Origin of the sequence: Rhodoferax sp. OV413 (assembly GCF_900104385.1) — a bacterium.
GTDB lineage: Bacteria > Pseudomonadota > Gammaproteobacteria > Burkholderiales > Burkholderiaceae_C > Rhodoferax_B.
Window position 1 is genome coordinate 303,879 of record NZ_FNJA01000008.1, and the last position, 25,864, is coordinate 329,742.

The following is a 25,864-nucleotide window of genomic DNA, read 5'->3' on the forward strand; positions in this document are numbered from 1 at the left end:
GGCAGGGAAAGTGATCACCAGGACCGGGTGAACGCGGCGGCATCCTGGAACGCGGCCTGGGCTTCGGGCAGCTCGCTGCCCATTTGCATGAAGCCATGCACCACGCCCTCCACCACCTTGAGCTGGCACGGCACATTGGCCTGCGCCAGGCGCTGGGCCAGCAGCAGGCTGTCGTCACGCAGCGGGTCCAGCCCGGCGGCATTCAGGAAGATCGGCGGCAGGCCTTGCAAATTTGCCAGCAATGGCGAAACCCGCGGGTCGGCCGGGTCGCGGCGGTCGCCGCTGAGGTAGTGCGCGCGGTACCAGGCCATTTTTTCGGTGGTCAGGCCAAACTGGCCCTGGCCGCAACGCAGGTGCGATTCAGTCTGGTGGTTGGCATCGAACACACCATAGAACAGCAGGGCCGCATCGGGCAGTGTTTCGCCCGCGTGGCGCAGATCCAGCATCGTGGACAAAGCCAGGTTCGCCCCCGATGAATCGCCCGAGATAAACCACGGTGCGCCCAGGCCCCGCGCAGCCTGCTCGGCGCGCAGCCAGTGCCAGGCCCAGACGGCATCGTTCAAGCCCGCTGGAAACGGCGCATCGGGCGCCAGGCGGTAGTCGATGCCGACCACGGTCAAGCCGCTGAGTGCCGCCAGGCGGCTCATCGCCCCCAGATGGGTGTGGATGGAGCCGAAGACCCAGCCACCGCCATGCAGATACAGCAGCGTGCCCTTGCGCGCGCCGGCCTTAGGCGCGATGCGCACGGCCGGCATCTGGTGCGCCGGGCAAGGAATGCTGAAGTAGTCGATGGTGAAGGCGGTGGTGTCTATCTGGTTCCAGCGCGCATTGATGGCGTTGAAATTGGTGCGCGCCTGGTCCAGCGGAATCTGCATCGGATTGGGCAGGTGCGCATCCTCTTTTTGCAGGCGCTGGAAGATGGCGGCCATAGCGTCGGACATGCGCAGTTCGGGCGCAGCCTTGCTAGCGCCGTCGGCATCGCCAATCACACTCGATACATGGTGAAACAGCACGCGCTCGAGCTCGGCAGCGCTGCCGGACTGCACCGCCTCGACGATCTTCCAGTGCCGCAAAGCCGTGTCGCGCAAGGTGCGGCGCGTGGTGGACTGGGTGATCTTGTAGCGGTGGCTGCACAACGAGCAGCGGTCCAGGATGGGCATCAGCGCCGGTAAATTGGCGGCCTCGTACAGCGTGTGGTGGAACTCCTGGTCCAGCTCGAACAGGCCGTATTCATCGCCCTGCTCGGCCAGCACCTCCATCTGCTGCACCAGCGCGCTCAGAGCGGCAATGTGCGCAGAGGTGAAGTTCCCCATGGACAACGCCGCCGCCCGCGATTCGATGCGCGCACGTATGTCCAGTGACTCCTGACCCTCGGTGGCCGACACCGATGACACCAGCGTGCCCCGGTAGCCCTGGCGCACGATCAAACCGTCCTCCTGCAGGCGCATCAGCGCTTCGCGCACCGTGCTCTGGCTGCAGTTCATCTGCTTGGCGACTTCGAGCTCGACCAGTTGCTGGCCAGCGGGCAATTCGGCCAGGACGATCTGCTTGCGCAGATCGCGGTAAACGCTATTGCTTTTACGACCGGAAGAAGGGGTATTTAGCTTCATGACAGGCCAAATTTTATTATCGATAGTCTGAACATTAACTATCGATAACCCTATCAACCACCCTCTTCAAGCAGTAAGCACTCTCTTTTTAATAGCTACCTACGCAATAGCTGTGAGCGCCAGAGGCCAGAATCATTTTTTTTTGACCGACCGCTCCACTTAGAAACTGGTCCAGTCGTCTTCGTTGATGGCCGGCTTGGGGGCGCTCAGCTTGGCCACGGGCTTGGCGGCGGGCTTTGTTGCAGGTTTGGCAGGCGCTGCCGGTACACGGGCAGCAATAGCGGCGGGCTTGGGAACCGCGGCGGCGCGGGGTGCACCGATCTTGGCGGCGGGACGGGGCGCAGCGGCACGCTGGGGCGCGGGCACAGCAGCACGCACGGGTGCGCGCGCGGCCGGTGCGGCCTGCTGGACGGCACTGCCATCCAGCTTGAACACCGCTACCACCTGCACCAGGTCCTGCGCCTGGTTGCGCAAGCCGTTTGCGGCGGCGGCCATTTCTTCGACCAAGGCAGCGTTCTGCTGGGTGGCCTGGTCCATCTGCGTCACGGCTTCGCCGACCTGGGCCACGCCCAGCGACTGCTCATTGCTGGCGGCGCTGATCTCGCCCATGATGTCGGTGACCCGGCGGATCGAGCTGACCACCTCGGTCATGGTCACGCCGGCCTGGTCGACCTGGGCCGTACCCTGGGCCACGCGCTCGACGCTGGCGTTGATCAGGTTCTTGATTTCCTTGGCGGCTTCGGCGGAGCGGCCGGCCAGATTCCGCACCTCGCTCGCCACCACCGCAAAACCGCGGCCTTGTTCGCCGGCACGGGCGGCTTCGACGGCCGCATTCAGCGCCAGGATGTTGGTCTGGAAAGCGATGCCGTCGATCACGCTGATGATGTCGGAAATCTTCTTGCTGCTGTCGTTGATGCCCTTCATGGTCTCGACCACCTGGGTCACCACGTCGCCGCCCTGGATGGCCACGGTAGACGCGCTCATGGCCAGCTGGTTGGCCTGGCGCGCGTTGTCGGCATTCTGTTTGACGGTGGAGCTGAGTTCTTCCATCGAGGCGGCGGTCTGCTCCAGCGCGCTGGCCTGGCTTTCGGTGCGGGCGCTGAGGTCGTCGTTGCCCTGGGCGATTTCGGCACTGGCGGTCGCCACGCCTTCGGAGCCGGAGCGCACATTGGCGACCACGCGCACCAGGCTGACCTGCATATCGTGCAGGCTGGACAGCAGTTGGCCGACTTCGTCGGTACGGTCGTTGGGGATATGCGCCGTCAGGTCGCCAGAGGCCACTTGGCGGGCCACCGCGGTGGCTTGCGCCAGGGGCCGGGTGATGGTGCCCGACAACAACCAGGCAATCAGGGTGCTGAGCGCAATGCTGACCACGCCCAAGGCCAGCATCAGGCTGCGGCTGGCGCTGTAGTTGGCCTGGATATCCTTGGCCACGGTGTCGATTTCGTCGCGCTGCTGCTTTACCAGGGCCTCGACCTTGGCGATGTAGGCCTTGGAAGCTGGCACGAACTTTTCGTCCAACACCTTGCCGGCCTCTTCGGTTTTTTCTTCCTTCTTGAGGGCCAGGATTTCGTCACGCGCGGCGACGTAAATCTTGCGCTGTGCGCCGATTTCGGCGAACAAGGCTTTTTCCTTGTCGGTCGTCAGCAGCTCCTCCAGGGCTTTTTGCAGCTCGGCCGAGCTCTTGGACGAAGCCGCCTGGTCTTCCGCAAAATAAGCGGCCACCGAAGGGTCGCTGCTCTTGGCGATCGCACCAGTGCGGCGCACGCCGGTGTGGATATTGCGGTACCAGTCGCTGACGACGCGCTCGGTCTGCACCGGGCTCGCCACCATCTCCTGCGTTGCCTGGGCCACCGAGCTCAGGCGCGACAGCCCCATGACGATGCTGATCAAGGACAGGATCAACACCAGGGCAAAACCCAGACCTAGGCGTTTGGCGGTGGACAGATTGGTAACGAAATTGGGCATGGCGTGTGTCTCCGGCTGTGATGACGAAGAAATATGGAACAAAACAGGGTTATCGGCAGTTCTGCGGCAATCTCAAGCCACGGATGTGGCCGTTTGCGCCCCAGACACCGGGCCAGAGGAAATCTGCCGCCATTATGCAAACACTATGCTTTCAATAGCATTACACGCACACAATATATGCGCTGCAAGGCATTTTTATCTATGCCCGGCACACGGGCGCCGCGGAGTCTAGGCTTGGCCAGCCGCAGCGGCGGCGGCGCGCAGCTTGTCTTTCTTGCTGGGCCGCTTGCCCTTGATACCGCCGTTGGACGGCGCTGCCGGGGCCACGTCGGTGGGGGGCAGCTCCACGGGCTCAAAGCCCGCGACTTCTTCGCGCGACAGGCTCAGGCCCTGGCGCTTCTCTATCAACGCAAAGTGGGCGGCCATGTCGGCGGTGACGAAGCTGTAGGCCTCACCGCTCTGCCCAGCCCGGCCGGTGCGGCCGATGCGGTGGATGTAGTCCACGGCCGAGCGTGGCAGGTCGTAGTTGACGACGACTGGCAGCTCGGTCACGTCGATGCCACGGGCCGCCAGGTCGGTGGCCACCACCACATGCACGCGGCCGGCCTTGAAGTCGTCCAGCACCTGTGTGCGCTTGCCCTGGCTCAGCTGGCCATGGAAGGGCTCGGCCAGGATGCTGGCCTTGCGCAGCTTGTCGGCCACGATTTCGGCAGAGAACTTGGTGGCCACAAAGACCAGCACGCGTTCCCACTTGTTCTGTTGCACCAGGTGCCGCAGCAGTTGGGTACGCCGGCTGGCGTCCACCGCAATCGCGCGTTGGGCAATGGCCGGGGCCGCCAGGTCGGTGGTGGGCTCGGCCGCCAGCTCGATGCGCACCGGGTCGCGCAGCAGTTGGGCCGCCAGCGCGTCGATGGCTGGAGGAAAGGTGGCCGAGAACAGCAGGTTTTGCCGCTGGGCCGGCAGCAGGGTCAGCACGCGGGCCAGCTCGTCGGCAAAGCCCAGGTCCAGCAGGCGATCGGCCTCGTCCAGCATCAGTGCCGCAACGTTGGACAGCTGCAGCGCGTTGTGGTCCACCAGATCGAGCAGGCGGCCCGGCGTGGCAACCACGATGTCGGCACCGCCACGCAAGCCCATCATCTGCGGGTTGATGGAGACACCGCCAAAGATCACGGCGATCTTCAGCGGCTGCGGTAGGTGCTGGGCCAGGCCGCGGAAGACTTCGGCCACCTGGGCCGCCAGCTCGCGCGTGGGCACCAGCACCAGCACACGGGTACGGCGCTTGCCATCGGCGCGTGGGGCATCCAGCAGACGCTGCAGCAGGGGCAGCGCAAAGGCCACCGTCTTGCCGGACCCGGTGGGCGCGGCGGCCCAGACATCGGCGCCGCGTACAACCGCTGGAATGGCCGCAGCCTGGATGGCGGTGGGGACTGAATAGCCCTGTTCGCGCACGGCGCGCAGCAAGGCGGGAGCAAGTCCCAGGGAAGCAAATGGCATGGAGGATGCGTCGGGCAAGACGTCGAAGAAGGGGTAGGAGTTTACCCCCGGGCCTCAGATGCTCAGCGGCGCAGCGCCAGCAGACTGCGCGGCAGCCGGTTCAGCAGCCCCACCAGCCAGCGCATCTGCCAGGGGAACACCCGCACCGCCTCGCGGCGCTGGATGGCCTGCGCGATGTGGGCCACGGCCTGGGCCTCGGACTGGACGAAGGGCTTGTGGCTGGCATCGCCGTGGTTCAGTACACGTAGTTTTTCGGTATCCACATAGCCGGGCACGATGGCGGTGACGGCGATGCCAAACGGCTGCAGCGCGATGCGGTAGCTCTCGCAGATGCTCAGCACGCTGCGCTTGGTGGCGCTGTACAGCGAGGCGCCGGGGTAGTCTTTCAACAGCCCGGCAATCGACGAAATCGCCACCAGCTGGCCCGACTGCTGGGCCAGCATTTTCTCGGCCGCCAGCTCGAACGCGTGAGCCAGGCCGCTGATATTGGTCTGCAGCATGCGCTGCGTGGTGGCGGCATCCAGCACATGCTGCCGGGTGTTGAAGTAAAAGCCGGCGGCCACCACCAACAGGTCTAGCCGGGGCACGGCGAGTTGATCGACCAGTTGCGCCAGCGCCGCGCGGTCGGTGATGTCCAGCTGAAACGTCTGCAGGCGCGGTTGCTGCTCGGCCAGACCCGCCGGCAGCCGCGCCAGATCGCGCCCGCAGACTGCCACCTCGTCGCCCTGCTGCAGATAGTGCAGCGCCAATGCCAGGCCGATGCCGCTGGTGCCGCCAATGATCAGGATGCGCATGATGCTGCCTGGTTGTAGCGGTCGGGGTTGCGCATGGCCGAGATGTCGTTCGGCTGGCGCCGGCGCAGCGCCTCCATGCCGCGCTGGTAGCCGTACTGCCACTGCGCGTCGATGTACTGCACATAGGTGGCGTAGCTGGCGGGCACGTTCAGCGCGATACGGTTGCGCAACCAGTCCAGCCGCTTGCTGATCTGCTGGGTGGGCAGCGCGGCGGTGATGTCGGACGTGTCGAACCACACGTCGGCAAACTCGCCGTTGACCTGGCGCATGCGCTGGTTGCCGTCCAGGCCCAGCACGGTGCGCCAGGCGGGGATGGAGAAGGTCTGGTCAAACGACTCTTTGAATTCGATCATCACCTCGTCGGCCAGTCGGCGCGCCACTTCGATGGGGAAGAGGTCGACAACGCCACCCAGGTAGTTGTCGGCGCCGTAGCTGTAGCAGGGGAAGTAATAGAAATCGATGATCGACATGCAGGCTGCGGCATCCAGCGGCATGCTGGTGTTGGTCAGCACCGCGTCGGCTATCGCGTGGTTGCCCCAGCGCGGGTCGGCAAACGGCGAGACCATGCCTTGCAGCAGCGCCGCCGCGCGCGGCGCGCAGAACACGGTCTGCACGAACAGCTTGCGCGTGCCACGCGCCTGCCCTACTTCACCCGGGCCGTAGAGCAGCTTGCCGCCGATGGTGGCCACCGCCACCTCGGACTCGGCGGCCGGCGTGGGCAGCGGCAGGTGGTGTGGCACTTCGAACAGGTAGTCGTTGAACAGATCCGGCAGCACTGGCGCCGGTGCCTGCGACAGCTTGCGCCGGGCCGCCTGCAGCAAGGTACGGCTGATGCGGGCCTGCGGCGCCGGCTGCAGGCCTTGCCAGAACGCGTACATCTGCGGCGAGCTGAGCCAGGCCTTGCGCTGCGCATCGTCGGGCAGCGCCTGGATGATGGCCGCGGCCAGCGCACCGCCGCAGGTGGCCAGCAGCAGGTCGGGCGCACGGCCGGCATCCCGCGCCGCCGCATACATGCCCAGATAGATGCCGAAACGGAAGCCGCCGCCGGCGAACACCATGCAGCGTTGGTACTTTTGTGCCTGATTCATCCAGCTAAGATAACCCATAGAAATTAGCAAGGTAATTCATGGCCCCTGGGAGCGAGGTGACGAAGCAACAGCGCCTGCTGCACCTGGGGCTGAACTGCCTGGTCTTTGGCATCTGCTACCTGCTGGCCAACCGGCTCGCGCAGCAGCTCGAAGTCAACCGCCATGTGGCGCTGGCGCTGGACGCACAGATCCCGTTCTGGCCCTGGATGCTGCTGCCCTACCTAAGCAGCGGGCTATGGCTAACGGCAACATTTCTTACCCTGCGCAGCCGCGACACCTTGCGCGTATTCAGCCAGCGGCTATTGCTGGCCACGGTGCTAGCAGCCCTGGTGTTTGTGCTGTACCCCCTGCGCTTCAGCCTGCCGCGGCCCGCGGTGGACACACCCTGGCTGGCCACCCTGTACGGCATGCTGGCCTGGGTGGACCGACCGTACAACCAGCTGCCATCGTTGCACGTGGCGTACTGCCTGCTGCTGTGGGCATCTTTGCGCGATCTTCTGGCGCCGCTGTGGGCGCGCAGCCTGCTGGCCGCTGGCCTGCTGCTGACGGCGGTGTCCACGCTGTTTACCTACCAGCACCATCTGCTGGACCTGCTGGGCGGTGTGGTACTCGGTGGCCTGTGCGTGTACGCGGTCCGGCCCGTGCGCAACGCGCCGAATGTGGCCTTGTACTACCTGGTGGCGGGCGGTGTAGCCGCAGTGGTCGGCCTGGCCGCCTGGCCTGCGGTGCTCACGCTGTATGGGGTGCTCAGCCTGTGGCTGGTCGGCCTGGCCTATGCGCGCGGCGACCGGCAGTTTCTACACAAGCGCGAAGGCAGGTACCCGTGGTGGATCGTCCTTCTGTACGCGCCCTATCTGCTCGGTTACCGGCTCAGCTGGCGGGCCGTGGCATGGCACGAACGGCACCGCCCCGCGATCCAGCAAATAGCCCCCCAACTGTGGATAGGCCGCCGCCTCAGCGAGACCGAAGCCCGGCTGCTGCCGACCGCTTGCAGCGTGTTCGACCTGTGCTGCGAGCTGCCGGAAACCCCGGCCTTGCGCCACCAGCGCTACCAACACTTTCCCCTGCTCGACATCGTGGCGCCGCCGGCCGAGGTGGTGCACGACATCGTCACCGCGCTGCGCCGTGAAACAGCAGCCGGCCATACCGTCTACCTGCACTGCGCCATGGGCTACCGCCGCTGCGTGCAGATTGCCAAGGCCTTTAACGCATTCAACGAATACACCCCATGAGCTTCTCGATCTACCAACTCAAACCCCGCTTTCAGCAGCTGCTGCGCCCGGTGCTGGCCCAGCTCGCGCGCTGGGGCATTAGCCCGAACCAGGTGACTCTGCTGGCCATGGCTTTGTCGCTGCTGTACGGAGCAGCATTGGCGCTGTGGCCGGGCGATTGGCGGCTGTGGGCCGGGCTGCCGCTGTGTATGCTGCTGCGCATGGCCTTGAACGCCATCGACGGCATGCTGGCCAACTTCACCGGGCAAAAAAGCCGCTTGGGTGCGGTGCTGAACGAGCTGGGCGACCAGGTATCCGACGCGGCGCTGACCCTGCCCTTCGCCCTGGCCGCCGGCATCTACGCTCCCTTGCTGGTACTGGTGGTGCTGGCCGCGCTGCTGGTCGAATTTGCGGGCGTGCTGGCCCTGCTGGTGGATGCGCCACGCCGCTTCGACGGCCCCATGGGCAAGAGCGACCGGGCCTTTGTGTTCAGCCTGCTGGCCCTGCTGCTGGTGGCGGGCGCCAGCAGCCTGTGGCTGAACGGCTTGCTCAGCCTGGTATTGCTGCTGCTGGGCTGGACGCTGCTGAACCGTCTACGGGCTGCGCTGCGGCTACCCGCTGCGCCACCGACACCGTAAAGATACCGGCGATCCCCACCTCGCTGCGCAGCTTGCGGCAGCCCACGCTGGCGACCAGCGCGTCCATCTCGGCCTGCGGCCGTGGCCGCATCTGCCAGGCCCCGCCCAGGTGGTTGTTCAGGGTCTTGGCGATCATCAGCAGTTGCGGATGCCAGGGCTGGCCGGTGTAGACCAGATGCCCGCCCAGCTTGAGCTGCTGGGCGATCCCCTGCAGCGACTGCAGCACCCGCTGGTTGTCGCTGAACAGCTCGTACAGGCCCGAGACGATGACAATGTCGTACGGCGCCTCGTCATCGGGGTAGCTGTCGGGGTCGAAGGCGTCGCGGCGCTGGAAGGCGATGTGGTTCTTCAGCTGCAGCTCCATACTCAGCTCTTGCGCCTGCTCCAGGTTGCGCGGGTTGATTTCACGCAGGGTGATTTCCAGCGGCCGGTCCTGGAAGCGCTTGGCGGTTTCCAGCACGTAACGGCCGCTGCCGGCGGCGATGTCGAGTATGCGCAGCGGCTGGTCGGCCGGGTACTGGGCAATCAGCTCGCCCAGCAGCCCCTGCAGCTGCGCCTTGCGCTGGCGGATACCGCGCCAGCCGATGGCGTCCAGATAGCCCTGGTCGATCACCGCACCCACGCCCAGGCGGCCGCCGGCCTGGTTGCGGTACACGTAGTCGAGCGAGGCGCCGGAATCAAAGCCCTGGCTCAGACCGATCTGCATGCCGTTGCTCAGATGGCCCAGGCGATCCAGCATGGCTTTTTGCAGGCCGAAGAAAGCCTTTTCCCAGGCACTGCCCACCATGTCCTGCTGCAAGGCCTGGTAGCGGTGGGCGCTGGGGCTGTGGGTATGGGCCAGGTGGTAGTCGCTCAGCGGTGGCAAGGGCTGCGCAAAGCATTCTTCGATAAAGGCCTGGCTGGCCTGCAGCGCTTGCTGGGCCTGCGGCTCATCTTCATAAAAGATAGCGTGGTGGCAATTGGGGATCAGCACAAAGCGCTTGAAGCGCGATGCCAGGCCGTCGAAGAAGCGGCGCTGCGGCGCCTGTTTGACCACGTAGTCCTTGTCGGCCACCAGCATCAGCACCGGGGTGTCGATGGCATGGGCATCGTCGACCACCCGCTGGGCGGTGTCGGCCAGGTCGATCAACACCCGGGCCGAGATGTTGCGGGTGATCAGCGCATCGCTGTCGTACAGCAGGGCCTGGCCCGCAGAATGCGTGAGCATGCGCGAGCGGATGTAGCTGGTGATGCGCAGCCCCGGCTTGAAGCGCAAGGCCAGCCGCAGCGCGGGCTTGGCCAGCGGCACATACAGGTTGATGTCGAAAGCCGCTGCGGCCATCACCACGCCGCGCACCCGCGGCGCAAAGTCGTGCAGCCAGGTGGCGGCGATCACCGCGCCCACGCTATTGGCCACGATGAGCATGTCTTCCGCAGCAATGCCGTGGGTGGCCTGCAGATGTCGGACGAAGGCCTCGAAGTCCTGCACCAGCGCATAGAAGTCGGGCGCATCGCCGCGCTCGCCGGGCGAATGCCCGTGGCCGCGCGCGTCCCAGGCAAATGCCCAGTCCTGGGTGAAGCCGAGCTGCTCCACCAGCGGCTGGATGCGGCCCGAATGCTCATGGCCACGGTGCAAAAACACCAGGGCCCGGGGCGGCCCGTCGACCCGCGGCTGCACCGGTTGCCAGCTGCGGTAGAACAAGCGGGTGCGGTCAAAACTGTCGAAGCCGGACTCTTGGGTGGTCCAGGCGCTAGATAAAGAAGGGGGCATGCCAAAGTCTCAAATTAAACGGTCATAGCATCAGGCCGCAATACAACAGGGGCGCGGTCAGCACCAAGCTGTCCACGCGGTCCAGAATGCCGCCATGGCCGGGGATCAGCTGCGAAAAATCCTTGATGCCCAGGCGCCGCTTGGCGGCAGAAAACACCAGGTCGCCAGCCACACCGGCCAGCGACAACAGCAGGCCCAGCGCCAGCAGCAGCGGCAGGCCAGCCAGCTGCAAATACAGGCCCAGCGCCGCCGACACAACCAGGCTGACCAGCACACCGCCGACCAGGCCCTGCCAGGTCTTGTTGGGGCTGATGCGCGCCGCCAGTGGGTGCCGGCCAAAACATTTGCCGCTGACGAACTGGGCAATGTCGTTCAAGGCCGTCAGCGCAAACAGGTAGAAGAACCAGGCCAGGTTCACCGTGCGCGACGGCGTCAGCTGCAGCAAGCTAGGCAAGAAGCTCAACCCCGCGCAGAGCAGCAAGAACAACAGCAGCAAGATCTGCGCAGGCTGGCGGCGCAGCCCGAAGTACACGGCCTGCGCCAGCAGCAGAGCCAGCAGCAGCGCGCTGGCCATGGCCGTGTTGTACAGCGCCAGCGTGGTCTGCAGCAGCAGCACCGCCACGCACACCGCCTGGAAGCGCCAGCGCGGCCCCGCATAGTGCGTGCTCAGCTCGCGCAGCGCCAAGCTGGCGATCAGCAGCGACAGCAGCACCGGCCCCACCGGGTACAGCAGCATGCTCAGGCTGACCACCGGGAAGATGCGCCACCAGGCATTGATCTGCCGGCGCAGCGCGCTGTCGGGCGCGGTCCAACGGCCGGCGCCCAGGCTGGCCAGGGCCAGCAAACCGTACAACAGCAGCATGGCCACCCAGATACGCGGCGCCATGGCGGTGCCAGCCAGCGTGGCTACAGAAGAATCAGACATCGGGAAAATGGGGGCATACGCAACCCAGAATGCTACAACTAATATAGCTACTCGCGCCGATAGAACCTGCGCAAACGGCCTGGTTTATCCACATTTTCAATTACAAAATGTAAGCATACCCTGGCCGAGCAGGCGGGGTGCTGCCTGGCCTTTACCGGGCGCCATCTGGGCCAGCCACGTCCCAGGCGACACGCCAAAGCTGCCTTTGAAGCGCCGGTTGAAATGGCTTTGGTCGGCAAAGCCCGCGGCCAGCGCCACCTGAGCCAGCGGCTGGCCGGCCAACAGCGCGGTCTGGGCCTGGCGCAGGCGCACCGCATTCAGGTACACATGCGGCGGCACACCAAAGCGCTTGGCAAAGGCGCGGCTCAGATGGACCCGCGACAAGCCCACCTGCTGGGCCAGCCGTTCGACCGTCAAGTCGTCGGCAAAGTAGGTTGCGATGTAGTCGCGCGCCTGCTCCATGCGGTCGCGCCCGGCGTCCAGGCAGTCGGATACGTCACCAGCGTGTTCACCGTAGCGCTGCAGCAGGCCGATCAGCGCGGCGCTGGCCAGTGCCTCGGCGCGCAGCCGCTCCTGTGGCTGGGTGGCGGCGGCCAAAGCCTGGTGTAAAACTTGGGCGGCCTGGGGGTCGTGCGCCAGCGGCTGCCGAAAGTAGGCGGCCACCCGGGTGCCGGCCGCGCTGTCGCGCCAGGCCTGCAACACGGCCGGCTCCAGGTACAGCATGGAATAGCCAAAGCCTGCGTCGGTACCACGGCTGCCGTCGTGCGGCTCGTCGGGGTTGAACAGAATCACGTCGCCCTGCTGGCTCGCATGGCGCGCGCCGCGGCACTGGAAGGTCTGCACGCCGGTGTGGGTCAGGCCGACGGCGTAGGTGGGATGGCTATGGCGCTCAAACGCGTGGGCGGTGAAATGGGCTTGCATCAAGGTCATGCCCGCGCCAGCGCCGGGCTGGAAATTGGCCCAGTCGGTACGGGTATGCGTCAAATGGCCGTCCATGCAACATTTGTCCAATACGAAGATGCGCTGCGCGCGCAGACTGCGGTTTTTTGATTCCACAGGAATACCGCATGCCTTTGCAGACCATCGATCTTGCCAGCAAACTAAGTCAGTTCAGCGGACATTTTGCACCGCGCACCGTCGCCTTGTTCAACGGCCACGACGTGATGGTGGCCAAAATTTTGGGCAGCTTCTCCTGGCACTCCCATGCCGATAGCGACGACTTCTTTCTGGTGCTGTCCGGCCGGCTGTTCCTGGACCTGCCCGACGGCCTGACCCTGCAGCTAGACCCTGGCCAGATGTTCGTCGTGCCCAAGGGCATGGAACACCGGCCGCGGGCCGATGTGGAGACCCACATCCTGCTGATCGAGCCCACCGGCACACCCAACAGCGGCGACCCCGCCACCGCAGCACCGCGCCGCTTACTCTGACGAACCCCCGTGCCGGGCCCGGCTGTCGGCCGGCGCCTGCTCGCGTTCGTGCAGGCCGTAGTCGCGCACTACCGAGGCGATCCGCAAGCGGTAGTCCTGGAAGATGGACGCCCTGCCCTTGGCCTGCGCCGCCCGGTGCGCCTCCAGCTGGCGCCACTGCTGCACCGCGGCTTCGTCGCGGAAGAATGACAGCGACAGCAGCTTGCCCGGCTGGCTCAGGCTCTGGAAGCGCTCGATCGAGATAAAGCCGTCGATCTGCTCCAGCAGCGGCCGCAGTGCGGCGGCGATGTCCAGATATTCCTGCTGGTGCTCAGGCTGGGGGATGACTTCAAAAATGACAGCGATCATGGGGACTCCTTGGGAATGGAAAACACCGGAATGCGCGCGTTCAGCGACGGGCGGTAATGCCAGGCCAGCCGCGCCTTGTCCAGGCAGGGCAGCAGCGCCTGCACCGCCGCGGTGGCAATGCCGCAGGCCAACGCCTGGCCCGGGCAGGCATGGGGGCCGTGGCCGAAGCCGTAGTTGCGGTAGCCGGCACGGTCCAGCTCAAACGCATCCGGCCGAACATGCAGCGCCGGGTCGCGGTTGGCGGCCGCCAGCAGCAACAGGATAGTGTCGCCCGCCGCCAGCTGCACGCCGGCCACGCGGGTCGGCTCGGCGACAAAACGGCGCGTATTCTGCACCGCCGGATCAAAACGGCTGGCCTCCTGTACCAGGGCCGCCACCCTCTCCGGCGCGGCCCGCAACGCATGCCACAGGCCCGGCTGGGTCTGCAAGGCGACGATGCTGTTGCCGATCAACCCCGCAGTGGCGTCATAGGTTTGCGACAGCAGGCCGACCAGATTGGCCCACAGCGCGTCGGCCTGCTGCCAGCCTACGGCCTCTGCCTCCTGCAGCACCCGGGCTGCCAGGCTGTTCGCGGGGGCCGGGCTCTGCTGGAACAACTTCCGCAGCTCTTGCGCGGCAACCGAAGCCTGGGCCAGCTGCGCCGGCGTGCTCAGCGGCGACAGGCAGACCACAAAGTCGGCGGTCCAGTCGGTCAGCTGGGGCCAGGTGGCGGCGTCCAGCCCCAGCAGGCGCGCCATCACCTGGCTGGGCAGACGGTGCGTGGCAGCATGCAAGGCCTCGGCCAGCGACGCGCCCAGGGCCGCGGCGGCTTCCAAGGCATAACGCTGCACCACGTCCAGCGGCACCGCGGCCAGGGCGCGCTGCAAAGCCAGCTTAGGGCGGGCGTGTGGGTCGCCGTCGTTCATGCGCACCAGCTGGCCGAACAGCGTACCGGCAGCCGATCCGGCGATGGCCTGCGGCACGGGCTCGGTCAGCGGCCGGACCCGGCATAGCGGGTTCAGCAAAACCTCGTCGACCACCGCGGCCCGGGCCGCAATCCATAGCCGCAGGTCGGGGTCGAACCACAGCGGCGGGCCGGCACGCAGGCTGGCGTAGTAGGGATAAGGGTCGGCGTGCGTCGGGGCGGCGAGAGCGTGCAAAGTGGGCATGGCGGCTTGTGGGAGAAATCAGGCTGCAGTATGCTGGCGCCGCCGCCACAACGATTCGTTCACCACCGCAGCATGCTTGCAGAACCTGCCCCCTCTGACAACCCCGATAACCAGTTGGCCCGCGTTGCCGCCGCGATTGCCGAACCGGCCCGCGCGCGCATGCTGTGCTGCCTGATGGACGGCCACGCGCGCACCAGCACCGAGCTGTCGGTGGTGGCCGAGGTCAGCCCGTCCACCGCCAGCGCGCATCTGGCCAGACTCAAAGACCAGCAGCTGGTCACCCTGGTCTGCCAAGGCAAGCACCGCTACTACCGCCTGGCCAGCAGCGATGTGGCGACCGCACTGGAGGCGCTGCTGGTCATCGCCGGCATGCCGCGCAGCCCGTTCGTTCCGCCCACACCCAGCAAGCTGCGCCACGCGCGCACCTGCTACGACCATATCGCCGGCGCGCTGGGGGTGGCGCTGGGCGACCGCATCCTGGCGCACGGTTGGCTGCTGCCGCAGGCGGCGGACGACGGCAGCTACACGCTATCGACCCGCGGCGAACAGGTGTTCGAAGGCCTGGGCATCGACGTGGCCGCCGCCCGCCAGCTGCGCCGCCGCTTTGCCTGCGCCTGCCTGGACTGGAGCGAGCGCAAGCCACATATCGGCGGAGCACTGGGCGCGGCACTGCTGCAACTGAGCCTGCGCCGCGGCTGGGTGCGGCAAGACCTGGACAGCCGGGCGCTCAGCACCACGCCGCTGGGCCAACGCGAGCTGCCCACCGTGTTTGACCTGCGGGAGCCCGCCCATGGTTGAGCCGCTGGACATCAGCACCGAGCGCCTGCGGCTGCGTCCCTGGCAGGACAGCGACCGCACGCCCTTCGCCGCCATGTGCGCCGACCCGGCGGTGATGGAATTCCTGCTGCCGGTACCCGACCGCGCCGCCAGCGATGCACTGCTGGACCGCTTGCAGGCCGGCATCACAGCGCGTGGCTGGGGCTTCTGGGCGGTGGAACTGCGCAGCACGCAGACCTTCATCGGTTTCATCGGCATCCAGGTGCCGGGCACGCTGCTGCCGTTTTCGCCGTGTGTGGAAATCGGCTGGCGCCTGGCCGCCGCCCACTGGGGCCAGGGCTATGCGAGCGAAGGCGCGCGGGCTGCGCTGGCCCATGGTTTCGAACGCCTGGGGCTGGATGAAATCGTGGCCTTCACCACCGTGCATAACCAGCGCTCGCGCGCGGTGATGCAGCGCCTGGGCATGCAGGCCGACCCGGGCACGTTCCAGCACCCGGCCGTACCCAGCGGCCACCCGCTGCAGGAACATGTGCTGTACCGCCTGCGGCGCAACCGCTGGGGCATGGCGTAAATACTATTGTTTTAATAGCTGCCCGCGCAGGTATCTATTGCGCCATAGACCTAAAACACTCACAATTTTAGCCATGACCTTTGACACGCCCAAGCCCCCCGCACACGACGCCGGACTCCAGGCCCAAACGCTGGTGGAAATCTTTCTGCGGACCATCATGGTCCCCGACCCCGAAGGCGCGCGTGCCTTTGTGTCGCCCGACCTGCGCATCCGCTTTACCGGCGGCCGCGAGATGCGCGACCCCAGCGAATGCAGCCGCTTCAACGCCGGCCGCTATGCCTGGGTGAAAAAGCGCTTCGAGCAGACCGATGTAGTGGCCGGCGCCACCGAGGCCGAGGCCGTCGTCTACAACATCGGCACGCTGTACGGCGCCTGGCCCGACGGCACCGCCTTTGAGGGCAACCGCTATGTCGACCGCTACATCGTGCGCGACGGCCTGATCGTGCAGATGGATGTGTGGAACGACAGCGCCGAATGGCTGCTGCAGCGCGCGGGGCTGGCGGTATGACACTCTGCACCACCTCCACAGTCACTTCGACCAAGGGCATGGTCACCAGCCCGCATGCGCTGGCCACCCAGGCCGGGCTGGACGTGCTGGCCCGCGGCGGCAATGCCATCGAGGCGGCCATCGCCATCACCGCCTGCCTGTGCGTGACCTACCCGCATTTCGCCGGCCTGGGCGGCGATGCCTTCATGCTGATCGCCGACAAGACGGGCCAGGTGCAAACCCTGTCCGGCATCGGCCAGGCGCCGCAGCACCTGCCCCACTACAGCGGCAGCATCCCGGTGCGCGGCCCGCAGGCCATGCTGACCAGCGCGGCCCTGGTCGATGTGCTGGGCCAGGCCTATGGCATCAGCCATGACAGCTGGGCCGGCCAGCACAGCTGGCAGCAGCTGCTGGAGCCGGCCATAGGCTTTGCGCGCGACGGTTTTGCGATGTCCGACTCCGAGCGCTTCTGGCTGGACATGCGCCTGCCCGACGCCGCCAACCTGCCCGACATCTACGCCAACTTTCTGGTCAACGGCGAGATCCCCGCGCCGCACAGCGTGCGCCAGCAGCACCCGCTGGCCAGCACCCTGGAAACCCTGGCAGCCCGTGGACCGCGCGACTTCTACGAAGGCCAGCTGGCCTCGCGCGTCGCCAAGGGCCTGGCCCAGGCCGGCTCGCCGCTGACCGCCGCCGACCTGGCCCAAACCCGGGCCCGCGTCGAAGCCCCGCTGCGCACCGCCTACCGTGGCGGCACCCTGCTCGCACACCGCCCGCCCACGCAAGGCATCACCACGCTGGAGATCATGGGCATCTTGCAGCGCTTCGACCTGCGCAGCATTCCCGAGGGCAGCGCCGACTACTACCACCTGCTGGTCGAGGCGGTGAAGCAGGCCTTCATCGACCGCAACCGCCATGTGGCCGACCCCGAGCAGGTAGAGGTGCCCATCGAGCGGCTGCTGTCGGCCGCACACCTGGACCACAAAGCCCAGCAGATCCGCATGGACCAGGCCCTGCCCTGGCCCCACCCCTTCCAGACCGGCGACACGGTGTACATCGCCGCGACCGACAGCGCAGGCAATGCGGTGTCCATGCTGGCCACCATCTACTTCGACTGGGGCAGCGGCGTACTGGTGGGCGACACCGGCCTGCTCTGGCACAACCGCGGCTCGGCCTTTTCGCTGGACCCCAAGCACCCCAACTGCCTGGCACCGGGCAAGCGGCCGTTCCACACGCTGAACCCCGGCATGTACCTGCAAAACGGCAAGCCCACCATCCTGTACGGCACCCAGGGTGCCGACGGCCAGCCGCAGACCCTGGCGGCCATCCTGACACGCATGATCGACTACGGCATGGACCCGTACACCGCGCTGGCCCGGCCGCGCTTTCTGCTGGGCAAAACCTTCTCTGACGCACGCGATTCGCTCAAGGTGGAAGAAGACGTGCCGGAAGACGTGTTTGCCGAGCTGGCCCGGCGCGGCCATGCGCTGAGCCCCATCCCCGCCCAAAGCCCGCTGATGGGCCACCCCGGCGCGATCCGCATCGACCCGGTCACGGGCAGCATGCAAGGCGCCCACGACCCGCGCAGCGATGGCCGGGCCATGGGCTTGCCGGACTAACTCTTATCCTCGTCATCCGGTAACGCCAGGCTGAAGCGCTGCTTGGGCAGGCCCAGCGCGCCGGCGCGGTGGTAGAAGTCGATGGCTCCGTGGTTCCAGTCCGGCGTCTGCCATTGCAACTGCTGGCAGCCCTGCGCCTGCGCATGGTCGCGCACCGCCTGCATCAGCACCCCGCCCAGGCCCTGGCCGCGGAATTCGGGCATTAAGTACAGGCAGTCCATGTGCATGTAGTGCGCGGCCTGCAGCGTGGAAAACACCGGGCTGGCAGTCGCATACCCCACGGCCTGCGCACCGTCCAGCGCCAGCCAGGCATGCAGCGCACCACACGACAAAGCTGCAGCCAGGCGCTGGGCAAAACCATGGGCATCGAAGTCCAGACGCTCAAACTCCGCATGGGCTTGGCACAACGCGGCCAACTGCTCGGCATCGTCTGGGCCCGCACTGCGGACCCGGGCGAAACTCAGCAAGCGCATTCCATGGCCGGTGTGTCCGCGGGCATGCGGCCGGGCGCACTACCGGTGGCGATAGGCTGGCCGTCGCGCACCCAGAAGTCCAGGCCGCCGAGCATTTCCTTCACCGTGAAGCCCAGCTGGGCCAGCTTGTAAGCGCCCTTGGTCGAGCCGTTGCAGCCTATGCCGTCGCAGTAGGTGACATAGGTTTTGCTGCGGTCCAGCGTGGCGGTGCTGGCAGCATCCATCAGGCGGTGCGGAAAGCTGATGGCGCCCGGCACATGGCCCTGGGCGTACAGCGCCTCGGCGCGGGTGTCGATCACCACGATGGCGTCAATCTGGTTTCGCAGGTCTTCGGCGACATCCCAGGCGTCGGCGTGGAAACTCAGCTTGTGCAGCATGAAGTCGCGGGTCAGCTCTGGGCTGGCGGGTGGAAAGGCGAGAACTTGGGAGGTCGCAGCAGTGGTCATGGCAAGGTCTTTCTGAAGGGGATGCTGGCAGTGTAGAAAGCATTGGCCTTAGCATTGATACCAATTCATAGCCCCGTATAAGACCCATGGACACCCGCCCACCGCGACTCTGGCTGAACCTGTTTGCCTCGCAGGCGCACCCCGAATGGGGCTTGCGCGAACAGCTGTGCGCCACGCTGCGCAGCTCGATCCGCGACGGCCAGCTGGAGCTGGACGAGCGGCTGCCGTCGACCCGCGCGTTGGCGCTGGACCTGGGTATCTCGCGCGTCACCGTCGAAGCGGCGTATGCCCAGCTGGAGGTAGAAGGCTATCTGCGCCGGCACGTTGGCCATGGCAGTTTTGTGGCCATCGACATGGCGCGGCCGGGCGCACCGCCGGCCCGTGCTGCAGCGCCGCTGGTGGTGCCGGCCACGCTGTCGGCCCGCGGCCAGCGCATGGTGGACAGCGGCGGCTGCGTGGAGCCCACGCGCCTGCAAGCCTTCGCCGCCGGCAGCCCGGACCTGCGGGCGTTTCCACACGCCGTCTGGCGCCAGCTGCTGAACCGTCGTTTGCGCGGCGACACGGCCGAGCTGATGCGCTACGGCGATCCACAGGGCCGCGCCGATCTGCGCGAAAGCATTGCCCACTACCTGGTACACACCCGCGGCGTGGCCACTGCGCCAGAGCAGGTGCTGGTGCTCACCAGCTCGCAACAGGCGCTGCAGCTGCTGGCGACCACGCTGCTCAACGAAGGCGATGTGGTGTGGATGGAAGAGCCCGGCTACCGTGGCGCCGCCACGGCTTTCGTATCGGCCGGCGCCCGGCTGGTCCATGTGCCGGTGGACGCCGAGGGCATGCTGCCCGACCCCAGCCTGCCGGTGCCCAAGCTGATCTACCTCACGCCCTCGCACCAGTACCCGACCGGCGCCACGCTGAGCCTGCAGCGGCGCCTGGCCTTCATCGCTTACGCCCTGCAGCACGGCGCCTGGATTCTGGAAGACGACTACGACAGTGCCTTCATCTACGAGGGCCGCGCCAGCCCGGCGCTGCAGGGGTTGGACAGCAGCGGTCGGGTGGTCTACATCGGCACGTTTTCCAAGACGCTGTATCCATCGCTGCGGGTCGCGTATGCGGTGCTGCCGCCGGGCCTGGTGGCGCCGCTGGTCACCGCACGCAGCATCTACGACGGCCATGTGTCGCAGCTGAGCCAGGCGGTAACGGCCGACTTCATGGCCATGGGCCATTTTGCCGCCCATCTGCGGCTGATGCGTCAGCTCTACAGCAGCCGCCACGCGCTGCTGCTGGAGGCGCTGCAGCGCAAACTGCCCTGGGCCCGGCCCGTGCCCAGCGTCGGTGGTCTGCAGCTCAGCGTGCTGTTGCCCGCGGGCAGCGAAGCCCGGCTGACCCGCCAAGCCGCCGCCATGGGCATCGCCACCCCGAGCCTGGGTGCGCTGTACCAGGCTGGCCGCCAGGTCGACGGCTGGATACTCGGCTTTGCCGCGCTGCAGCCCGAAGAGATACGCGCTGCCGTGGATGCGCTGGCCCGGCTGAAGCCCTAGGTTTTTCAAAATATATAGCAGCTGGCGCAGGTACTATCTGCGCCAGAGGGCTAAAAAGCTTGTAAATACTCGAATGCCACCACAGCAAGGACATGCATGCAGCACGTATTGATCATCCACGAAGTCCAGGACTACACCGCGTGGAAAAAGGTGTTCGACGCCGCCGCCAGTATCCGCAAGGACGCGGGCGAGCTGTCCTATCAGGTACTGCGTTACGACACCGACGCCAACCGGATAGTGCACTTCTCGCGCTGGACCTCGTTGGCCGATGCGCGGGCCTTTTTTGAGTCACCGAGGCTGGCGCAGATCCGCAAGGAGGCGGGGGTCAAGGCACCGGAGTTCATTTACTTGGAACAATTGGAAGCGGGGGTGCTGTAGTGGCGCTAAAACTAACTGCAAGCCGCAATGCGGAGACAATCCAGCAATGACACAAGGCAAGCGAATCTCTCCCCATATCGGTAACGATGCAGTGCAGGCAATCAAGGACATGGGTGCCGCGGCAAGGTCCGCCCGCGTGGCCGCAGGCGATGGACAAGCCGCTGCCGCAACCCGTCTAGGCGTTCACGTTCAAACCATCGCCCGCATCGAGTCGGGGGAGCCGGGCGTGGCCATTGGACATGTGCTTGGCATGCTTAGCCTGTACGGCATCACCGTGCAATTGCAGTCTCCGGAGGCGGTACAGCACCCTTAACATCGCCATCCGGTGTACAGGAAAATAGGAGCATGAACGGTGAAGTATGTTTTCAACGTGTTCGGGCGCATCGTTTCCATTGAACGACACAACGATGCATGGACTGCCTTCCACATTAGCCCGGAAGGGAAACGTCGGCCCGTGGAGCTCGCCGTCCCTTCTGAAATTGACCGCAGCGAGCTTGCCCAATATTTGTACGACGTCTACCACGAGGATGCGACGCCAACAAACGGTGACGTTTCCGAGATTCTCCCCAAGTGAACCTGGCTTGGGGCACCGGCAGTTTGGCTCTTATCGGCCATGAGCGGTCGGTCGGATTTGTCACCGAATCGCTCTCGGATGCTGACATTCGTCGCCCTTCGCGGCTAAAAATTTGAAGCAGAGGTTCTCACAGATGAGCGTTCCTGAAACTATTCCCGAACTTACGGCGCTCTTTGAGCGACTTGGAGCCCGAAACCCCGAGTCTTGGGCAAGCTCGCAAATCCGCGAGCGCATCCCACAACTACATCGCTACTTGTTCCTTCGCCAATGCTGGCAACACGTGATTGGGGAAGACAGCACCGGTTGGGTCGACTTTCACATCAAGCAAGCGGAACAAGACGCACAGGGTTCTTTCGCAGGTATGGGAGCCGCTTTGAAGCGCGCGGTTGCCGCCGGGGTAGCGACCGAGGACCTCTCGCAAATTGCGCGTGGCGTTCAGGTCGAGTTGCTAAGCCAGCTCTGCTACATGCTTGAAGACAATGGACTCTTGGAGCCAGAGTTGAATGGTGTGGGTTGGGGTCTTTTCCAGACGGACGAAGAAGGGAACCCATTGGAGCCAATCTATTCGCTTCACGAATCCGTGCTGGACCTCGACCCCACGGGTAGGGAAATGCGCCCGAAGACGGCGCCCTGAATTGGTGACCGGCTACAGTCGGCCAACTGCGGACATTCGAAGCTCGGCTCCAATTGAGCCAGAAGCTGATGTACGTACGCTTTTTTCAAAAATCGCTTGCCCCGACCCTTACGGCCACCTTTATAAAAACATCTTTCCGAATGTGAAGAGGTGAATTTGTGAACAGTCGAATGCGATTCCTGAACCCTTCAAAGGCCGCCAAACGGCTCGGCGTTTCCGTGAAGGCATTGCGTATCTACGAGCAGCGTGGTCTTATGACGCCGACGCGCACCGAGGCTGGCTGGCGGTCTTACGGACCGGCGGAAATGCAACGTGCCGGCGAAATTGTGGCCCTTCGTGCGCTGGGCCTAAGCCTTGCGCAAGTGGCCAGTGTCTTGGAAGGCGAGGCCGAGGGACTTGAACCTGCCTTGGCCTTACATCAGGCCGTGCTTGAAGGTGATGCGCGTCGACTGGCAGACACCATCGAACGTGTTCGTGGTCTACGAGCCCAATTGGACAGAGGGCAGAGGCCAACCGTCACAGAGTTGACGCGCTTGCAGGTTTCGACCAGTGGGCTGAGCGTCGAATTCGAACTCCCCTGGCCCTGGGGTGGTGAATTTTTCCAGTTGCAAGACATCCGTCCCCTGAACTACATCGTGGGTCCGTTGGGCAGCGGAAAAACGCGATTGGCCCTGCGCTTAGCCGAGGTGCTGCCGTCGGCGGCGTTCCTTGGCCTAGAGCGGATTGCGGCAGGTGATGCGAAGGCGCGTCTAGATGCCGACTCGAACCTACGATTGCGCGTCAACCACGCGATTGATTGGCTGGTCGAAGACGGCGCTGTTGTCTCCGAGGCACTAACCGCTTTGCTGGTCGGACTGGAAGCCGAAGGGCCGACCATTCTGGTCGTCGACATGGTCGAGCACGGACTGGATACGCCCACCCAACAGGCGGTGTCTGCCTATCTGCGACGCCGTATGTCCGTGGAGCGTCCGCTCTTCTTGATGACACGTTCTGCTGTCATCCTCGATTTAGCTTCCGTTGGAACGGGAGAGTCCATTCTTCTTTGCCCTGCCAATCACAGCCCACCGATTCGCGTGGCACCCTATCCAGGTGCTGCCGGCTATGAAGCCGTCACAACTTGTTTGGCGGCTCCTGAGGTGCGCGCGCGAACAGAAGGCGTCATTGCATGGCGGCCTCGGGGAAGTGGACATGATTATGAGGATGGGCACCTCTCAGCTCGTTGCTAGCCGCGTTTTGCCGCGTGGAGGCGTTTACATATCCGGCAGAATGTGGCCATAACCAGACCTTCGTCATGACGCCAGAAAATTACCCCATGGTTGGCAGATTCAAGAATGAAACCACCGGCACCCTGACGTTGTATCTTGAGATGGTTCCTGAGGAGGTAATCCTTGAGCCTGGCGATGAGGTTGAGCTTCTTGCACAACCCACTGACGACCTGCTGCCTCTCAACGTAGCGCCCGTGGAGGATGGTCTCCACATCCACGCTCACAAAGAGTGGAATCCGGATTGGCACGTCAGATTCCGAGGCCAAGTTATCAAGGCCGGCAATCCGACCCGTCTTGTTGATTACCGCTGAAGCCAAGTATTTTCAATGCTTGCCTTCACTACCACGAGTAGCCGGCCGAAGTCGGCCAATACCAGTCAGTGACTGTTTGAGAAAGCGGACGCTCAACGCCAAACCAGAAACGTCGGCTGGAGCGTCTTGTTGGGGGTATGTGACGCCATACCGCTAATCTACCGCCTTAGGTGCGCTGAGGCTCTTGCTATAGAAACCAGACTGATCGAAACAGCAAACCCTTCCCTTTCCAGACGCAAGCATGTCGCAAGCATTTTCAACCCGGCTTTTTCGAGTCTTGGCCTGCTTTGCAGACTCAATCCAGTGAATCCAATCAAGGCGTGCGATGGTCGTTGTTCCCTCCCATCCGGCCTTGGCTTCTGGAGACGCAGCAAAAGCCTCCCGTAAATCATCTGGCATCTGCGGTTCCGGTTCTGGGTTAGCTGGGGAAATTTGAACGGCAACCATTTCACCAACATCCGCATGAGCAGCCTCAAGGAGTTCCTTGCTCACCCTCAGCCAATGACTCAGTTGGCCATCTGGATCGAGCGTAGCCTGAAAAGGATAACCATTGATGGTGCCTTCCACAGAGGTCCTACCTCGCCTCGGCAACTTTTCACTTGCGGCTTTTGGTAGAACAAAAAAAGCCCACGAGTCGTCCTTACCGGACTTTGCCGGACGCAGCAGTTTCGTCTTGAATGTAGACGCAGTTGCTTTTGCCATTTCAGAATACCTTTGACGCCCAACGTTTGACTTAAGCGGACCGCCGTAGGCGGGCCCGCTTGAATGATGGGATGGACTCCCCCGTTGTTTTACGCAAGAGTTGCCGACTGATCTTCATTGGCGTGGGGAACAGTTCTTTCAACGTAAGGAGTCCGTCATGCATGCTACTACCGTTGCTATTGATCTTGCAAAAACCGTCGTCCAGCTTGCCGTTGCCGATGCGCAGTGGCGCATCGTGGAAACCCAGCGTCTGACACGCAGCCAGTTTGAGCGCTGGTTTGCGAACCGTGAAGTGGGTTTGGTGGTTATGGAGGCCTGCCACTTGTAACGATTGGCGCATGGGTAACGCAGATTCCATGTCGGCACGGACCACAACAGAGTCCACTTTAGATGTCGGATATACGACTGCAGGCGCTTCCCCTAAAGCCAAAACATCGGTCAGTTTCTTGCGTTTGTGGGGAAGTCCATATACGAGGGGTTAGGCGTCAGCGGTGCCGCAGGACATGTGAGATGGAAGCTCAATTAGTACAGCATGAGCATTTGTTTGCAGTCGGGAATTTTGTCTGCCCGCGCAATACTCTCCTTTTTGAGTGCGGTGGTACTTGCAAGCTTGCTGCCTGCTGTGGCATTCGACCGTGATATGTCGTTGCCTCTTTGCTCAACCTCTCTACCCAGTGTCTGGCACAGCTCGCGATTAGACTGACGCTGTTGAAGCTCTGACAGTAGTTCCGCTTTCACCCTTGGGGCATCCGTGCCGGGAAGCTTTGCAAATGTCCACTTGTCGAAGTACAGGGTGTTCTTGTCGGCGGATAGGGCTAGCGGAACGGAGCCTACACCTGTGTTCACTGTTAGCTGCGGTCCAGTCTTGGAGAGCGCGCGGGCGGCTTGCTTCTTGCCCGAGAGTTCCGTCGCACGCAGATCAGTGAGAAGGTAGGTATCGCCGTCCCTCGAAATCTCGAGTATCTTCGGAGGCTGACCGGTCGTTTGCCATATCCCGATGTAGCCTGCGTGTTCGTCTGCATTGCAATCCGGGACGGAGAGGAGCAGGAAGAGAACGGTGAGAAGTGTCTTCACGGAGGATCGCCTGAGGTGAGCGGTGGTTGGATTCTGACGCCTAACGAATAGCGTTTATCTGCCGCGCAGCAATGCAAAAGATGGTAGCGAACTTCATACGCGGCGAATAAACCTTGTTGGACTGAACCAACGTCCGGGATGTCCGTTGATCGTTGTTGACGGAATAGGGGATTACTCAAACTCCCCCTACCTATGGCGCAAATTATGGCGTGATTCGGGGGCCGCTCAAGCGGCTATTTCTGTGACGCATGCACCGAAGCGACGGCCCCGGTAGATTAGCCTGCTGCCCGCACAGGGGCGCGATGCCCACCGTCGGCTTTGGGCGGCGGATTCAACCGGTCGATGCAACACACTGAGAACTGCGTGAGCAGACGGAGTGTTGCAGATGAAGTACCGGACACGAAACTACTATACCGACAGCCAGAAGGCGCTGATGTGGGAGCGATGGAAGGAAGGTTGGACGCTTCACCAGATTGGCCAACTGTTTGACCGGCCGCACACTTCGATCCAAAACATTTTGGTGAAAACGGGTGGCATTCGGCCGCCGGAACGGTGCCGGTCCGCGACAGCCTTGACTTTGTTCGAAAGGGAAGAGATATCGCTCGCGATCGTTG

Annotated in this window: 29 protein-coding genes and 1 pseudogene; 16 read left to right on the plus strand and 14 right to left on the minus strand. The window is 64.4% G+C overall.

From position 1 onward, the window contains the following. Positions 1 to 14: 14 nt before the first annotated feature. The 5 genes from BLT66_RS23670 to BLT66_RS23690 form a co-directional block, all read right to left on the minus strand. Positions 15 to 1,610, minus strand: coding sequence for an alpha/beta hydrolase fold domain-containing protein (locus tag BLT66_RS23670; RefSeq protein WP_092761864.1), 1,596 nt, complete (start codon positions 1,608 to 1,610; stop codon positions 15 to 17). A gap of 159 nt (positions 1,611 to 1,769) precedes the next feature. Next, a complete protein-coding gene (locus BLT66_RS23675) occupies positions 1,770 to 3,578 on the minus strand; it encodes a methyl-accepting chemotaxis protein (RefSeq protein ID WP_092761866.1) in 1,809 nt (602 codons plus the stop codon). Positions 3,579 to 3,806: 228 nt separating this feature from the next. Next, on the minus strand, positions 3,807 to 5,072 hold the full coding sequence (locus BLT66_RS23680; protein ID WP_092761868.1) for a DEAD/DEAH box helicase: 1,266 nt from the start codon (positions 5,070 to 5,072) through the stop codon (positions 3,807 to 3,809). 62 nt (positions 5,073 to 5,134) lie between these two features. Then, a complete protein-coding gene (locus BLT66_RS23685; RefSeq protein ID WP_092761870.1) occupies positions 5,135 to 5,866 on the minus strand; it encodes an SDR family NAD(P)-dependent oxidoreductase in 732 nt (243 codons plus the stop codon). Further along, positions 5,854 to 6,954 carry a patatin-like phospholipase family protein gene (locus tag BLT66_RS23690; protein ID WP_255407059.1) on the minus strand — a complete coding sequence of 367 codons (1,101 nt, stop codon included), beginning with the start codon at positions 6,952 to 6,954 and terminating at the stop codon, positions 5,854 to 5,856. The genes BLT66_RS23685 and BLT66_RS23690 overlap by 13 nt, the downstream gene beginning before the upstream one ends. A gap of 38 nt (positions 6,955 to 6,992) precedes the next feature. On the opposite strand from BLT66_RS23690, the gene BLT66_RS23695 reads away from it, so the two are divergent. Both BLT66_RS23695 and BLT66_RS23700 read left to right on the plus strand, forming a co-directional pair. Next, positions 6,993 to 8,186: a phosphatase PAP2 family protein gene (locus BLT66_RS23695; RefSeq protein WP_092761874.1), complete on the plus strand. Its 1,194-nt coding sequence runs from the start codon at positions 6,993 to 6,995 to the stop codon at positions 8,184 to 8,186. After that, positions 8,183 to 8,803, plus strand: a complete 621-nt coding sequence (locus BLT66_RS23700) for a CDP-alcohol phosphatidyltransferase family protein (RefSeq protein WP_092761876.1) — start codon at positions 8,183 to 8,185, stop codon at positions 8,801 to 8,803. Before BLT66_RS23695 ends, BLT66_RS23700 begins: the two co-directional genes overlap by 4 nt. Here BLT66_RS23700 and BLT66_RS23705 read toward each other — a convergent pair. The 3 genes from BLT66_RS23705 to BLT66_RS23715 all read right to left on the minus strand — a co-directional run bounded on the left by BLT66_RS23705 (position 8,715) and on the right by BLT66_RS23715 (position 12,474). Then, positions 8,715 to 10,553 (minus strand): bifunctional alpha/beta hydrolase/class I SAM-dependent methyltransferase, encoded by a 1,839-nt coding sequence (locus BLT66_RS23705; RefSeq protein WP_092761878.1) that lies wholly within the window; start codon positions 10,551 to 10,553, stop codon positions 8,715 to 8,717. The two genes, BLT66_RS23700 and BLT66_RS23705, sit on opposite strands and share 89 nt — an antisense overlap. A gap of 22 nt (positions 10,554 to 10,575) precedes the next feature. Further along, positions 10,576 to 11,478, minus strand: a complete 903-nt coding sequence (locus tag BLT66_RS23710) for a phosphatidate cytidylyltransferase (protein WP_092761880.1) — start codon at positions 11,476 to 11,478, stop codon at positions 10,576 to 10,578. 96 nt (positions 11,479 to 11,574) lie between these two features. After that, a complete protein-coding gene (locus tag BLT66_RS23715) occupies positions 11,575 to 12,474 on the minus strand; it encodes an AraC family transcriptional regulator (protein ID WP_092761966.1) in 900 nt (299 codons plus the stop codon). 71 nt (positions 12,475 to 12,545) lie between these two features. On the opposite strand from BLT66_RS23715, the gene BLT66_RS23720 reads away from it, so the two are divergent. After that, a complete protein-coding gene (locus BLT66_RS23720; protein WP_092761882.1) occupies positions 12,546 to 12,905 on the plus strand; it encodes a cupin domain-containing protein in 360 nt (119 codons plus the stop codon). Here BLT66_RS23720 and BLT66_RS23725 read toward each other — a convergent pair. Together BLT66_RS23725 and BLT66_RS23730 are read right to left on the minus strand one after the other, a co-directional pair. Continuing rightward, a complete protein-coding gene (locus tag BLT66_RS23725; RefSeq protein WP_092761884.1) occupies positions 12,897 to 13,253 on the minus strand; it encodes an antibiotic biosynthesis monooxygenase family protein in 357 nt (118 codons plus the stop codon). The two genes, BLT66_RS23720 and BLT66_RS23725, sit on opposite strands and share 9 nt — an antisense overlap. Continuing rightward, a complete protein-coding gene (locus BLT66_RS23730; RefSeq protein WP_092761886.1) occupies positions 13,250 to 14,401 on the minus strand; it encodes a cytochrome P450 in 1,152 nt (383 codons plus the stop codon). Before BLT66_RS23730 ends, BLT66_RS23725 begins: the two co-directional genes overlap by 4 nt. Before the next feature lie 72 nt (positions 14,402 to 14,473). Here BLT66_RS23730 and BLT66_RS23735 point away from each other — a divergent pair, with 72 nt between their 5' ends. From BLT66_RS23735 to ggt, 4 genes are all read left to right on the plus strand, one after another. Next, positions 14,474 to 15,199 (plus strand): ArsR/SmtB family transcription factor, encoded by a 726-nt coding sequence (locus BLT66_RS23735; protein ID WP_092761888.1) that lies wholly within the window; start codon positions 14,474 to 14,476, stop codon positions 15,197 to 15,199. After that, the gene (locus BLT66_RS23740; RefSeq protein ID WP_092761890.1) at positions 15,192 to 15,749 is read left to right on the plus strand and encodes a GNAT family N-acetyltransferase; all 558 of its coding nucleotides are present in this window, start codon (positions 15,192 to 15,194) and stop codon (positions 15,747 to 15,749) included. The genes BLT66_RS23735 and BLT66_RS23740 overlap by 8 nt, the downstream gene beginning before the upstream one ends. Positions 15,750 to 15,822: 73 nt before the next feature. Then, complete coding sequence (locus BLT66_RS23745) at positions 15,823 to 16,257, plus strand: nuclear transport factor 2 family protein (protein WP_092761892.1); 435 nt, start codon at positions 15,823 to 15,825, stop codon at positions 16,255 to 16,257. Continuing rightward, positions 16,254 to 17,855 carry a gamma-glutamyltransferase gene (ggt, locus tag BLT66_RS23750; RefSeq protein ID WP_255407061.1) on the plus strand — a complete coding sequence of 534 codons (1,602 nt, stop codon included), beginning with the start codon at positions 16,254 to 16,256 and terminating at the stop codon, positions 17,853 to 17,855. Before BLT66_RS23745 ends, ggt begins: the two co-directional genes overlap by 4 nt. On the opposite strand, the gene BLT66_RS23755 is transcribed toward ggt, so the two are convergent. Both BLT66_RS23755 and BLT66_RS23760 read right to left on the minus strand, forming a co-directional pair. Beyond that, entirely contained in the window at positions 17,852 to 18,328 is a 477-nt protein-coding gene (locus BLT66_RS23755) for a GNAT family N-acetyltransferase (protein ID WP_092761896.1), read from the minus strand. The two genes, ggt and BLT66_RS23755, sit on opposite strands and share 4 nt — an antisense overlap. Then, complete coding sequence (locus BLT66_RS23760) at positions 18,316 to 18,774, minus strand: rhodanese-like domain-containing protein (RefSeq protein WP_092761898.1); 459 nt, start codon at positions 18,772 to 18,774, stop codon at positions 18,316 to 18,318. Before BLT66_RS23760 ends, BLT66_RS23755 begins: the two co-directional genes overlap by 13 nt. An 86-nt stretch (positions 18,775 to 18,860) precedes the next feature. On the opposite strand from BLT66_RS23760, the gene BLT66_RS23765 reads away from it, so the two are divergent. From BLT66_RS23765 to BLT66_RS26590, 7 genes are all read left to right on the plus strand, one after another. Further along, positions 18,861 to 20,312, plus strand: coding sequence for a MocR-like pyridoxine biosynthesis transcription factor PdxR (locus BLT66_RS23765; RefSeq protein ID WP_092761901.1), 1,452 nt, complete (start codon positions 18,861 to 18,863; stop codon positions 20,310 to 20,312). A 96-nt stretch (positions 20,313 to 20,408) separates the two neighbouring features. Beyond that, entirely contained in the window at positions 20,409 to 20,690 is a 282-nt protein-coding gene (locus BLT66_RS23770) for a putative quinol monooxygenase (RefSeq protein ID WP_092761903.1), read from the plus strand. A 46-nt stretch (positions 20,691 to 20,736) separates the two neighbouring features. After that, positions 20,737 to 21,003 carry a helix-turn-helix domain-containing protein gene (locus BLT66_RS23775; protein WP_092761905.1) on the plus strand — a complete coding sequence of 89 codons (267 nt, stop codon included), beginning with the start codon at positions 20,737 to 20,739 and terminating at the stop codon, positions 21,001 to 21,003. A 39-nt stretch (positions 21,004 to 21,042) separates the two neighbouring features. Continuing rightward, complete coding sequence (locus BLT66_RS23780; RefSeq protein WP_092761907.1) at positions 21,043 to 21,264, plus strand: DUF7661 family protein; 222 nt, start codon at positions 21,043 to 21,045, stop codon at positions 21,262 to 21,264. Positions 21,265 to 21,397: 133 nt separating this feature from the next. Continuing rightward, a complete protein-coding gene (locus BLT66_RS23785; RefSeq protein ID WP_143029278.1) occupies positions 21,398 to 21,898 on the plus strand; it encodes a hypothetical protein in 501 nt (166 codons plus the stop codon). A 170-nt stretch (positions 21,899 to 22,068) separates the two neighbouring features. Then, complete coding sequence (locus BLT66_RS23790) at positions 22,069 to 23,124, plus strand: MerR family transcriptional regulator (RefSeq protein WP_092761911.1); 1,056 nt, start codon at positions 22,069 to 22,071, stop codon at positions 23,122 to 23,124. 86 nt (positions 23,125 to 23,210) lie between these two features. After that, positions 23,211 to 23,474 (plus strand): hypothetical protein, encoded by a 264-nt coding sequence (locus tag BLT66_RS26590; protein ID WP_176955151.1) that lies wholly within the window; start codon positions 23,211 to 23,213, stop codon positions 23,472 to 23,474. Positions 23,475 to 23,627: 153 nt separating this feature from the next. Here the strand turns inward: BLT66_RS26590 and BLT66_RS23800 are convergent, their stop codons facing one another. Then, positions 23,628 to 24,176 carry a YdeI/OmpD-associated family protein gene (locus BLT66_RS23800; RefSeq protein WP_092761915.1) on the minus strand — a complete coding sequence of 183 codons (549 nt, stop codon included), beginning with the start codon at positions 24,174 to 24,176 and terminating at the stop codon, positions 23,628 to 23,630. A 157-nt stretch (positions 24,177 to 24,333) separates the two neighbouring features. Here BLT66_RS23800 and BLT66_RS26880 point away from each other — a divergent pair, with 157 nt between their 5' ends. Continuing rightward, on the plus strand, positions 24,334 to 24,504 hold the full coding sequence (locus BLT66_RS26880; protein ID WP_176955140.1) for a hypothetical protein: 171 nt from the start codon (positions 24,334 to 24,336) through the stop codon (positions 24,502 to 24,504). Between the two features lie 194 nt (positions 24,505 to 24,698). Here BLT66_RS26880 and BLT66_RS23805 read toward each other — a convergent pair whose 3' ends face one another. Next, on the minus strand, positions 24,699 to 25,250 hold the full coding sequence (locus tag BLT66_RS23805) for a hypothetical protein (protein ID WP_092761917.1): 552 nt from the start codon (positions 25,248 to 25,250) through the stop codon (positions 24,699 to 24,701). Between the two features lie 385 nt (positions 25,251 to 25,635). Between BLT66_RS23805 and BLT66_RS23810 the strand changes: the two are divergent. Further along, positions 25,636 to 25,864 (plus strand): annotated as a pseudogene (locus BLT66_RS23810) (IS30 family transposase); the annotation flags it as partial.

Coding starts and splice junctions, on each gene's coding strand:
- BLT66_RS23690 (WP_255407059.1), bottom strand. CDS start 6,954: ATGAATCAGGCACAAAAGTACCAACGCTGCATGGTGTTCGCCGGCGGC.
- BLT66_RS23670 (WP_092761864.1), bottom strand. CDS start 1,610: ATGAAGCTAAATACCCCTTCTTCCGGTCGTAAAAGCAATAGCGTTTAC.
- BLT66_RS23730 (WP_092761886.1), bottom strand. CDS start 14,401: ATGCCCACTTTGCACGCTCTCGCCGCCCCGACGCACGCCGACCCTTAT.
- BLT66_RS23800 (WP_092761915.1), bottom strand. CDS start 24,176: ATGGCAAAAGCAACTGCGTCTACATTCAAGACGAAACTGCTGCGTCCG.
- BLT66_RS23675 (WP_092761866.1), bottom strand. CDS start 3,578: ATGCCCAATTTCGTTACCAATCTGTCCACCGCCAAACGCCTAGGTCTG.
- BLT66_RS23775 (WP_092761905.1), top strand. CDS start 20,737: ATGACACAAGGCAAGCGAATCTCTCCCCATATCGGTAACGATGCAGTG.
- BLT66_RS23745 (WP_092761892.1), top strand. CDS start 15,823: ATGACCTTTGACACGCCCAAGCCCCCCGCACACGACGCCGGACTCCAG.
- BLT66_RS23765 (WP_092761901.1), top strand. CDS start 18,861: ATGGACACCCGCCCACCGCGACTCTGGCTGAACCTGTTTGCCTCGCAG.
- BLT66_RS23680 (WP_092761868.1), bottom strand. CDS start 5,072: ATGCCATTTGCTTCCCTGGGACTTGCTCCCGCCTTGCTGCGCGCCGTG.
- BLT66_RS23725 (WP_092761884.1), bottom strand. CDS start 13,253: ATGATCGCTGTCATTTTTGAAGTCATCCCCCAGCCTGAGCACCAGCAG.
- BLT66_RS23685 (WP_092761870.1), bottom strand. CDS start 5,866: ATGCGCATCCTGATCATTGGCGGCACCAGCGGCATCGGCCTGGCATTG.
- BLT66_RS23695 (WP_092761874.1), top strand. CDS start 6,993: ATGGCCCCTGGGAGCGAGGTGACGAAGCAACAGCGCCTGCTGCACCTG.
- BLT66_RS23755 (WP_092761896.1), bottom strand. CDS start 18,328: ATGCGCTTGCTGAGTTTCGCCCGGGTCCGCAGTGCGGGCCCAGACGAT.
- BLT66_RS23740 (WP_092761890.1), top strand. CDS start 15,192: ATGGTTGAGCCGCTGGACATCAGCACCGAGCGCCTGCGGCTGCGTCCC.
- BLT66_RS23785 (WP_143029278.1), top strand. CDS start 21,398: ATGAGCGTTCCTGAAACTATTCCCGAACTTACGGCGCTCTTTGAGCGA.
- BLT66_RS23720 (WP_092761882.1), top strand. CDS start 12,546: ATGCCTTTGCAGACCATCGATCTTGCCAGCAAACTAAGTCAGTTCAGC.
- BLT66_RS23705 (WP_092761878.1), bottom strand. CDS start 10,553: ATGCCCCCTTCTTTATCTAGCGCCTGGACCACCCAAGAGTCCGGCTTC.
- BLT66_RS23760 (WP_092761898.1), bottom strand. CDS start 18,774: ATGACCACTGCTGCGACCTCCCAAGTTCTCGCCTTTCCACCCGCCAGC.
- BLT66_RS26880 (WP_176955140.1), top strand. CDS start 24,334: ATGCATGCTACTACCGTTGCTATTGATCTTGCAAAAACCGTCGTCCAG.
- BLT66_RS23770 (WP_092761903.1), top strand. CDS start 20,409: ATGCAGCACGTATTGATCATCCACGAAGTCCAGGACTACACCGCGTGG.
- BLT66_RS23790 (WP_092761911.1), top strand. CDS start 22,069: ATGCGATTCCTGAACCCTTCAAAGGCCGCCAAACGGCTCGGCGTTTCC.
- ggt (WP_255407061.1), top strand. CDS start 16,254: ATGACACTCTGCACCACCTCCACAGTCACTTCGACCAAGGGCATGGTC.
- BLT66_RS23710 (WP_092761880.1), bottom strand. CDS start 11,478: ATGTCTGATTCTTCTGTAGCCACGCTGGCTGGCACCGCCATGGCGCCG.
- BLT66_RS26590 (WP_176955151.1), top strand. CDS start 23,211: ATGGTTGGCAGATTCAAGAATGAAACCACCGGCACCCTGACGTTGTAT.
- BLT66_RS23700 (WP_092761876.1), top strand. CDS start 8,183: ATGAGCTTCTCGATCTACCAACTCAAACCCCGCTTTCAGCAGCTGCTG.
- BLT66_RS23715 (WP_092761966.1), bottom strand. CDS start 12,474: ATGGACGGCCATTTGACGCATACCCGTACCGACTGGGCCAATTTCCAG.
- BLT66_RS23735 (WP_092761888.1), top strand. CDS start 14,474: ATGCTTGCAGAACCTGCCCCCTCTGACAACCCCGATAACCAGTTGGCC.